General features: G+C 67.4%; 6 protein-coding genes. 1 reads left to right on the top strand and 5 read right to left on the bottom strand.

The genetic code is table 11. The annotated features are described in order from the left end of the window. Positions 1 to 67: 67 nt before the first annotated feature. Positions 68 to 3,505 (bottom strand): ankyrin repeat domain-containing protein, encoded by a 3,438-nt coding sequence (locus tag ACTHLF_RS10600; RefSeq protein ID WP_440327251.1) that lies wholly within the window; start codon positions 3,503 to 3,505, stop codon positions 68 to 70. 89 nt (positions 3,506 to 3,594) lie between these two features. Next, complete coding sequence (locus tag ACTHLF_RS10595; RefSeq protein WP_440327250.1) at positions 3,595 to 3,897, bottom strand: YcgL domain-containing protein; 303 nt, start codon at positions 3,895 to 3,897, stop codon at positions 3,595 to 3,597. Positions 3,898 to 4,127: 230 nt separating this feature from the next. On the opposite strand from ACTHLF_RS10595, the gene ACTHLF_RS10590 reads away from it, so the two are divergent. Then, positions 4,128 to 5,549 (top strand): OmpP1/FadL family transporter, encoded by a 1,422-nt coding sequence (locus ACTHLF_RS10590; RefSeq protein ID WP_440327248.1) that lies wholly within the window; start codon positions 4,128 to 4,130, stop codon positions 5,547 to 5,549. Positions 5,550 to 5,611: 62 nt separating this feature from the next. On the opposite strand, the gene ACTHLF_RS10585 is transcribed toward ACTHLF_RS10590, so the two are convergent. The 3 genes from ACTHLF_RS10585 to trxA all read right to left on the bottom strand — a co-directional run bounded on the left by ACTHLF_RS10585 (position 5,612) and on the right by trxA (position 9,438). Continuing rightward, positions 5,612 to 6,982, bottom strand: a complete 1,371-nt coding sequence (locus ACTHLF_RS10585) for a glutamate--cysteine ligase (RefSeq protein WP_440327246.1) — start codon at positions 6,980 to 6,982, stop codon at positions 5,612 to 5,614. Positions 6,983 to 7,165: 183 nt separating this feature from the next. Beyond that, entirely contained in the window at positions 7,166 to 8,956 is a 1,791-nt protein-coding gene (gene rho, locus ACTHLF_RS10580; RefSeq protein WP_440327244.1) for a transcription termination factor Rho, read from the bottom strand. 155 nt (positions 8,957 to 9,111) lie between these two features. Further along, entirely contained in the window at positions 9,112 to 9,438 is a 327-nt protein-coding gene (trxA, locus tag ACTHLF_RS10575; protein ID WP_139979157.1) for a thioredoxin TrxA, read from the bottom strand. Between the last annotated feature and the right edge of the window lie 314 nt (positions 9,439 to 9,752).

Genomic DNA, 9,752 nt, shown 5'->3' with positions numbered 1-9,752 from the left:
GCGGGCGGGGGGGGGGGCCGCGGGCGGCGCGGCCGCCCCCCCCCCCCGCTCCCACAAGTGATACGGCTTACTCGGGCTGCGCCGGCTGGCGCAGCGTCTGGCGCACGCTCGGGATCGCGTTGGCGCGCACGCCCAGCTCATGCGCGATATCCACATAGCCGAGGTGGCGTGCGACGTCACCCGCGGTGCGGCCGAACGCATCGGCCGCATTGCGGTTGGCGCCACGGTGCAGCAGCACGCGGGCAGGCGGCAGCAGGGCATGCATGGCACAGGCGTGCAGCGCGCTCACGCCACGGTGATCGGCGTGTTCCATCTTCGCGCCCGCATCCAGCAGCACCGGCACCAGTGCGCCCAGGTGGGTGGCATCGGCCGGGGTGCCCGGGCGCATGTGCGAACCCAGCAGGAGAAGCAGCGGCGTCGCGCCGTCCTTGTCGGCCTTGTTGACGTCGGCGCCCTTGCCGATCACGGCATCGAGCAGGCGACGCGCGCGCAGGCTGTCGTTGCTGCCGAAGCAATACTGAGCGGCGGCGTGCAGTGCGGTATGGCCATGGGCGTCTTCCGCCTTGACGTCGGCGCCGGCGGTGAGCAGGCGCTCCACGATATCGGGATAACCCAGCGCAGCGGCGATCATCAGCACCGTGGTGTCACCCGGAAGGCGCTGGTCGACGACCACGCCACGATCGAGCAGGCGCTCGACGACCGCGTCGCGGCGTGCATTGACGGCTGCCGCAAGCGGCGTGACGCCGGACGCCGCAGCGCTCGCCGGATCAGCACCGGCGTCGAGCAGGTGCACCGCGACGTCGACCTGGCCCGCACCGGCGGCGCGCAACAGCGCGGTGGCACCCTGCGCGTCACGCGTGTCGATACCGAATCCGAGTTCGAGCAGGCGGTCCACCGCCTGCATGTCGCCAGCCGCGGCGGCGGCGGGAAGATCGGCAGCATGCAGCGGACGGCCTGGCAGGGGCCAAAGGTGCCAGCTCAGCCAGCGCTCCACGTCGCCATGGCCGATGCCGAGACCGTACGGCGTTTCACCATTGACGTCGGCAGCTTCCGGATCGGCGCCATGCGCCACGAGCAGGCGCACCAGCGGCAGCGCATCGCCGCCGTGTTCCAGCGCGGCATGCAACGGCGTGCGCCCACCCGCGTCGCGGACATTGGGATCAAGGCCGCGCGTGAGCAGCGCGGTGAGCACGCGGGCGGAGCCGGTGGCTGCCGCCATGTGCATCGGCGTGCGCCCACGGGCGTCCGCGCCAAACGGGTCGGCGCCTGCTTCAAGCATGGCGAGCGCAAGGCCTTCGTCGCTGCCATCGAGACGGCAGATGGCCTGGCCTAGCAGCCCGGCGCCAGCAGGCGATGCGCCCGCGCGCATCAGCTGCAACAGCGCGTCGGCGGACTGCGGCAACTGCGGGAGCAGCGCATCGAACAGGCGACGGCCGAGTGCGTCGACGGGCTCATCGACCGGAGGAGCGAGGCGCGTCTCGGCGGGCAGGCCATGATCGAACAGCCATGCGCGCGCCGAATCGAAGCCTGGGCCGGCCAGGTCGATGTACAGCGCCGCGAGTTCTTCCACCGGCCACTCGCGCACCTTGGCCGCGAACGTCGATGCGACCGCCCAGTGGCCGAAGCGCAGGGCATCGTGGAGGTGCAGGGGTGAATCGGCGCCAGCCTCAGGCAGCACGGATTCGCTTAGTGAGGTGGGAAGCGGCGTTTCGGGATCGAGCAACGCCACGAAATCCCAGCGCCCACCGGAGGCCGCATGGTCGAGCGCGCTGCGCCCGTCCGCGCCGGGCGCCTTCGGCTGCGCGCCCATGGCGAGCAGGGCGCGGACCGTGGCGGCCTGCGCGCGCGGCGACTGGCAGGCGAGCGTCAATGCATCGCGCCCATGGCTGTCGCGCGGCGCAGCGTCGGCCTGCGCATCCGCGAGCAGCTGGACGATGCCGGTAGCGCCGGCGCGCGCGGCTTCCATCAGCGCCGTGGTGCCGTGGCGATCGGCGAGGTTGGCGTTGGCGTGGGCCTGGAGGAGGACGCGGGCGATCTGCTCGTGGCCTTCGCTGGCCGCCGCGATCAGCGCGGTCCGGCCGTGGCCGTTGGCACCGTTCACCGGTGCCTTGTAGCGCAGGAGCACCTTCACGCCTTCGGCATCGTCGTCGGCGATGCTGGCCGCCGCGACCAGGGCGGGTTCGGCACCGACAGGCGCAGGCTTGGCGCCATGTTCGAGCAGGAAGCGCGCGAGCGCCCAGTTGGCGGCGCGGCAAGCGATGGCCAGCGGCGTTTCGCCGGCGGCGTTCACCGCGTCCACCGGTGCACCGGCATCCAGGAGCATGGCTGCAACCATCGGTTCGGCGCTCAGCACAGCCCCGTGCAACGGCGTATTGCCTTCCGCATCCGTCGCGGCCGCGTTGGCACCGTTCGAGACCAGGGTAAGCACGGCATCCGGCCGGCCGTGCCAGCTATCGCGGCAGGCGGCCAGCAGCGCGGAGACGCCGTGGTGCGCACGGTTGACGTCCGCGCCCCGCGCAATCAGCGCGCGCAGCAGTCGCGTATCGGCCGAGAGGGCGGCCAGGGTGAGCACCGGCCGCTGGTCACGGTCGCCCGGCTCGGCCTCGGTGTTCGGGTTCGCACCCGCCTCGACGAGGGCGACGGCCCGGGCGACATCGCCCGAACGGATCGCGGTGAGAAGGGCGCCATCGCGGATCTCCGGCTGGCGGTCTTCCGTCGACAGCTCCGGGATGGGCGTCGGCGTCGGCACCCGGTGGGCATCGCTGATCTCGGGCTCGCGCCGGGTCTCGGCACGCGCGGTGCGAATATGGCCGCGGCGGTCGCAGAGCAGGGCGCGCAGGGTGCGGTTGGCGATCAGCAGCGAGCAGGCCGGCAGCAGCACCACGGCGTAGATGGCGAGCGCGGCGATGCGCATCTCGGCCGGGAAGACCCCGTACAGGCCGGACAGGGCGACTGCGCAGAAGGCAAGCACGAGCAGGCCGATCGCGGCCGGCAGGAAATGGGTGAAGAAGCGCTCCTCGGCCGACAGGTGGCGGCCGAAGCTCACCGACCGGGCCATGGCCGTGAAGATCCACGAGCCATCGCCACTGCTCTCGGGGTAGGCGTCATCCCAGAGGTACACCAGGCCGAACGCCGGCCACATCCGCCACAGGATGCCCAGCGCCACGACCAGGGTGGCCGCAAGGAGCAGGGCATAGCCCAGGCTGGGCGCCTGGGTGAGCTTCAGGATCGGCCAGGCCACGAGCACGAACACGGCGAACGTGTAGATCGTGAACATGACCACGTAGGCCGACCCGCGGCGCAACGCGGTGCGCAGGTAGTTCGGCTCCGGGTCGAATCCGATGGCATGGCAGACGGCCGCCATGGCCAGCGCGTTGGCCAGCAGGAGCGGAATCAGGGCCAGGGGTGAAGCGGTAAAGCCAGCACACGCGACGGCGGCAAGGGCGGGCAGGAACCAGGGCAGCGCCTTGATCAGCGGCGGTCGACGACGTTTGGGATTGGCCATGCGCGCGAGTATACGGACCGTCGCAGGCCCGCGCGGTAACCTCGCGTTAACCTGCGCTCCACGTTTCACCCATGCACGGTTTCGGCCAGTCAGGCCCTGACGAGCGAGGCGTCCGGGTCGATTTCCCGGTTCAGGTTCGGCTGGTTGCAGACGCTGAGCGTCTCGTTGGGCGGCGCCTGCAGGTGCCAGCCCTGGCCGCCAAGGTTGGCGAGAACTTTCTCAGTGTCCTCGTGGGGGAGCTTCCGCTGAGCCGTGAGTTCCACCTCAAGCACGAAGCGCAGTTCCCCGAGCAACAGGGCCAGGGGTTCCGGGAGGAGATCGAAGCCCTCGCGGCGGGAAAGCCACACGTAGGTGTCGGGCTTGCGCTGGCTGACGTAGACGAAGCAGTGCATGACGGCAGGTCTCGCGGCGGCTCGGTCCCCCAATTTACCAAATCGCGGGCCCGGCCGCAGGCGCGGAACTGTGGCCTGTTTCAGGTTTGTTGCATGTGCACTTGCAAATTCTTGGTCAAGTCGTCCAGAGTTCCACGCCAGATTGTTAAACGCGCGTATGAAAACGGCTAACTTTTTACGTTTTCCGCCCCGTTCGATCCCGTCAGAACAATAAGCAGGAGCCGCTTCGCATGCAGATGAAACTTCACACCCGCCCGCTGGCCATCGCCGCGCTTTCGCTGGCCATCGCCGGCGCGCTCGTGGCTCCGCAGGCCGCCCACGCCAGCGCGTTCCAGCTGAAGGAAAACAGCGCCAAGGCGCTCGGCCGCGCTTTCGCTGGCTCGGCTGCCGCGGGTGACGATGCCTCGGTCATCGTGAACAACCCGGCCGCCATGACGCTGCTGGAGGGCAACACCTTCCAGGCCGACGTCACCGGCATCAACTTCAGCACCAAGTTCCACGGCACCGCCACGGATGCCCAGGGCCGTCCCATCTCCGGTGGCAACGGCGGCGACGCCGGCACGACCATCCCGGTCCCGGCCCTGTACTTCGCCTCGAAGGTTGGCGATCGCGTGCACATCGGCCTCGGCCTGACCGCGCCGTTCGGCTTCAAGACCGATTACGACTCCGACTGGAAGGGCCGTTACAACGGCATCAAGTCCGACTTCAAGTCGTTCGACGCCACCCTGTCGGCCTCGTTCGATGTGACGGATGATTTCGCGATCGGCGCCAGCTTCATCGCCGAGAAGACCAGCGCCGAGCTGACCAGCGCCGTGAACTACAACAGCGCCGCGCTCGGCGTGCTGCAGCAGGGCGTCGCCGCCGGTGCCATCCCGGTTCAGGCTGTCCCGACCTTCCTGCGCACGATCAACGCCGTGGTCCCGCCGGGCACCGACGGCATCGCCAAGATCAAGGGCGACGACTGGGCCTACGGCTGGCAGCTCGGCGGCCTGTGGAAGCTCACCGCGCAGGATCGCATCGCGCTGAACTATCGCAGCGCCATCAAGCACCACCTGGAGGGCACGGGTAACTTCACCGTCCCGGCCAACGTGACCGCGCTGCTCTCCAACCCGACTATTGCGAACCTGTTCCAGGGCCAGCCGCCGTTCACCCACACCGACGGCACGGCCGGTTTCGAGAATCCCGCCGTGGCGACCGCCAGCTTCTGGCACCAGGATGAGAAGTTCGGCCTCGGTATCGATGCCTCGTGGACGAAGTGGAGCTCGTTCAAGAACCTGACGGTGAACTACTCCAACCCGAACCAGCCGCCGACGACGGAAGTCTACAACTGGCGCAGCACGTGGTTCGTGTCGGTGGGTGGCGAGTACTACGTCACCGACAAGTTCACCCTGCGTGGCGGTGTCGCTGTCGACACCACCCCGACCCATGCCGATACCCGCTCCCCGCGCGTGCCGGATTCGACCCGCAAGTGGCTTGCCTTCGGTGCCGGCTACAAGGTGTCGGATAAGTTCGAAATCAATGCGGGCTACGCTCACATCTTCGTGAACAAGGCCCACATGAACGGTGCCGTCAGCGCCACGAACGACGTCCTCGTTGGCGAGAACGACGACAAGGGCAACCTGCTCAGCCTGTCGGCCAAGTACCAGTTCTGATCGCTTCGGCGAACAGGCACTGAAAAAAAACCTCCCTGGCAACAGGGAGGTTTTTTTATGCCTCAGTACGCGTATTCCCCGAAGACCGGATCCACGCTGCCGTTCCACTTGCCGTGGAACTGCTCGAGCTTCGTATCGGCCTGGGTCTTGCCCGAAAGCGCGATCTCGAGCAGCGGCTCGATGTAGATCGACTCATCGGCGCCACGCGAGCTCAGCACGTTGCGACGCTTCAGGCCGTGGTCGGCGATCTTCAGTGCCTCGAGCGACAGCTCGCGCACCGTGTGCTTGCGGAACTCCAGGTCGAGCGCATGCTTCGGCACGCCATCGCGCAGCGCGTGACGTTCCGCCTTGCTGAAGTCCTTCACCAGGTCCCACGCGGCATCGAGCGCCACGTCGTCGTACAGCAGGCCAACCCAGAACGCGGGCAGGGCGCACAGCTGGTTCCACGGGCTGGCATCGGCGCCGCGCATTTCCAGGTACTGCTTGAGGCGCACTTCCGGGAACGCGGTCGTCAGGTGGTCGGCCCAGTCCTTGATTGTCGGCTTCACGCCCGGCAGCGCCGCGAGTTCGCCACGCATGAACTTGCGGAAATCCTGGCCCGACAGGTCGACGTACTTGCCGTCGCGGTAGCTGAAGTACATCGGCACGCCAAGGATGTAATCGACGTAGCGTTCGTAACCGAAGCCATCCTCGAAGACAAAGTCGAGCATGCCTGTGCGGTCGGCGTCGGTATCCGTCCAGACGTGCGAACGGAATGACTTGAAGCCGTTGGGCTTGCCTTCGGTGAACGGCGAGTTGGCGAAGAGCGCGGTGGCGATCGGCTGCAGCGCCAGGGCCACGCGGAACTTCTTCACCATGTCGGCTTCGGTCGCGTAATCGAGGTTGACCTGGACCGTGCAGGTGCGCGTCATCATGTCCAGGCCGAGCGAGCCGACCTTGGGCATGTATTCGCGCATGATCTTGTAGCGGCCCTTGGGCATCCACGGCATCTGGTCGCGGCGCCACTTCGGCTGGAAGCCCATGCCGAGGAAGCCGATGCCGAACTCGTCGGCGACCGAGCGCACTTCCTGCAGGTGTGTGCTGACTTCATCGCAGGTCTGGTGGATCGACTCCAGCGGCGCGCCGGAGAGCTCCAACTGGCCGGCCGGCTCCAGGGTGATGTTCGCCTTGCCCTTGGTCAGCGCGACCGGGGTGTCGCCCTCACGGGCGATGGACCAGTCGAAGCGCTCAGCCAGCCCCTCGAGGATCGCGCGGATACCCGGGCGCGGGCCTTCGAACGGGGGCGGGGTCAGGTCGTCCGTATAGAAGCCGAACTTCTCGTGCTCGGTGCCGATGCGCCATTGTTCGCGCGGCTTTTCGCCCTCGGCGAGGTTGGCGACCAGATCGTTACGGTCACCGATGGGCGTGCTCTTGGCGGCGCTGGGAATGGACACTTCACTTTCCTTGGCAAGGGACGGCAGGGGCCGTAGCCGCCCCACATGGGGTCGCATGATGCCCGGGAAAAGGTGTCATGCCCGCCGCGCAGCGTAGCAAAACGCCGTGACCCCCGCGTACGCGCCGCGCAAGAAAAAAGGCCGCCCCGGAGGGCGGCCTTCTCAACGTGCCATTACTGGACTTCAGCGCTTCATCGAGTTGAAGAACTCGTCGTTCGACTTGGTGTTCTTCATCTTGTCGAGCATGAATTCCATGGCGGCCAGCTCGTCCATCGGGTGGAGCAGCTTGCGCAGGATCCAGATCTTGGCGAGCAGGTCCGGGTCGATCAGCAGGTCCTCGCGGCGGGTGCCGGAGCGGTTGATGTCGATGGCCGGGTAGACGCGCTTCTCGGAGATGCGGCGGGACAGGTGCACTTCCATGTTGCCGGTGCCCTTGAACTCCTCGTAGATCACCTCGTCCATCTTGGAACCGGTGTCCGTCAGCGCCGTGGCGATGATGGTGAGGCTGCCGCCTTCTTCCACGTTACGCGCCGCGCCGAAGAAGCGCTTCGGACGCTGCAGGGCGTTGGCATCCACACCACCGGTGAGGACCTTGCCGGAGCTCGGCACCACGGTGTTGTAGGCACGGGCCAGGCGGGTGATCGAGTCGAGCAGGATCACGACGTCGCGCTTGTGCTCGACGAGGCGCTTGGCGCGCTCGATCACCATCTCGGCGACCTGCACGTGGCGGACGGCCGGTTCATCGAAGGTGGAGCTGATGACTTCGGCGCGGACCGTGCGGGCGATTTCCGTGACTTCTTCCGGGCGCTCATCGATCAACAGCATGATCAGGTGGACGTCGGGGTGGTTGTACTGGATGGCCTGCGCGATGTTCTGCAGCATCATCGTCTTACCCGACTTGGGCTGGGAAACGATGAGGCCACGCTGGCCACGGCCGATCGGCGCCACCAGGTCGAGGATACGGCCGGTGATGTCTTCGGTGGAGCCATTGCCACGCTCGAGCTTGAACGCCTTGCGCGGGAACAGCGGGGTCAGGTTTTCGAACAGCAGCTTGTTCTTCGACGCCTCCGGCGGATCGCCGTTGATGTCGTCCACCTTGAGCATGGCGAAGTAACGTTCGCCTTCCTTCGGGTGGCGCACGCGTCCGGTGATGTAATCGCCGGTGCGCAGGTTGAAGCGGCGGATCTGGCTGGGCGAGACGTAGATGTCATCCGGGCCGGCCAGGTAGGACTCGTCGGCCGAGCGCAGGAAGCCGAAGCCATCCTGGAGGATTTCGAGCACACCTTCCGCCCAGATGCCGCCGCCCGAGCGGGCGTGGGCCTTGAGGATGCTGAAGACCACATCCTGCTTGCGCTGGCGGGCGACGCCCTCACGGATACCCAGGGACTCGGCGAACTCGAGCAGCTGGATGGAGTTCTTGCGCTTGAGCTCGGTCAGGTTGATCAGGCGATCGTTGCTGCCGGCATCGGCGTTCTCGTCGTCATCGACGGGGTAGCCGTTGTTGTTGCGCTGGTGCTGGTAGTTACCGCCACCGTTGCCACCACCACCACCGCCACCCTGGCGCTGCTGGTTGTTGCGGTCGTTGCGCTCGTTGCGGCGGCGACGGCCACGGCCTTCGCGCTCGCGGCGTTCGCCGTTGTTACCGCCCTGGTTGCCCTGGCCACCCTGCGGGTTGCCCTGGCCACCCTGGCCCTGCGACTGGCCACCTTCACGCGGCTCCTGCGGCTGGCGGGCCTCGCCCGAGGCGGGCGGGTTGTTGAGCTGAAGCTCAGCCTGGGGCGCCGGTACCGGCGGCAGCGGCGGGGGCGAAGGCGGCGCCGGGGCTGGCGCGGGAGCCGGCGCGGGAGCGCTCGTCTCTACCGCGGGCGCCTCGGCGGCCGGGGCCTTGCGGCGGGTACGCGGACGCGGTTCGGCCGCAGGCTTGTCGCCGGCGCCCTTGGCGTCAGTGGAATCTTTCGTTTCGATATCGGACACGGGCAAACCTCACGGGGCGCCGTTGGAAGAAGAAGGTGGGAAGGTCCGCGGGATGGGGGACAGCGAGGTGTCCCAAGGCGAACGCTTAGAGCCTAGCATCGTGTGGGGCGCGAGGTAAAGCGCCCCACACGGCGGCTAACGAAAGCCTGGCGGCTTCAGATGGACTTATCGATGAACTGGGCGAGGACGCCCTTGTTGACGGCGCCGACCTGGGTACCGGCGACCTTGCCGTCCTTGAACACCATCAGCGTGGGGATGCCACGGATGCCGAACTGGCGCGGGGTCTGCTGGTTTTCGTCGATGTTGATCTTCACGATCTTCACCTTGCCCTGGTACTCATCGGCCAGCTGCTCGAGGGCCGGCGCGATCGCCTTGCACGGGCCGCACCATTCCGCCCAGAAATCGAGCAGGACGGGGGTATCGGACTCGAGCACGTCCTTCGAGAAGGCGGCGTCGCTGGTGTGGGTGATCTTGTCGCTCACCGTGGTCTCCAAAGTGGGTTTAGGGGGAGTTGACGACCGTGACGCTGGCATCGGCTACACTTAGGAGCCCCATGTCGCGGGTCCAACCGGAACCGAAGGTCTTGGCCGTTGCAGCCGGTGGCCCTCATTCCAACCCAACTAGGGGCGCGATACAAGCGATTCAAGGTGCCAGCGGGTGGTTTCCGTTGACATAGGTAAACCGGTTCAGTGAAGCCGGTTCAGCTATGCCAGCGGGAGCCGTCGGGCCAGGCACCACCGCCTCCGGCCAACGTGCGCCGGGCGCGTCGACATGCCGCCGGGCTGGCAACCGGGGG

The organism is Luteibacter sp., from assembly GCF_051958795.1.
In the GTDB taxonomy this organism is placed as follows: Bacteria; Pseudomonadota; Gammaproteobacteria; order Xanthomonadales; family Rhodanobacteraceae; genus Luteibacter.
Note: the sequence above shows the minus strand (reverse complement) of the source record. Positions and strands in the feature narration are given on the sequence as shown.

Excerpts from the sequence above, each read along its gene's own strand:
- ACTHLF_RS10590 (WP_440327248.1), top strand. The coding sequence starts at position 4,128 with ATGCAGATGAAACTTCACACCCGCCCGCTGGCCATCGCCGCGCTTTCG.
- ACTHLF_RS10600 (WP_440327251.1), bottom strand. The coding sequence starts at position 3,505 with ATGGCCAATCCCAAACGTCGTCGACCGCCGCTGATCAAGGCGCTGCCC.
- ACTHLF_RS10595 (WP_440327250.1), bottom strand. The coding sequence starts at position 3,897 with ATGCACTGCTTCGTCTACGTCAGCCAGCGCAAGCCCGACACCTACGTG.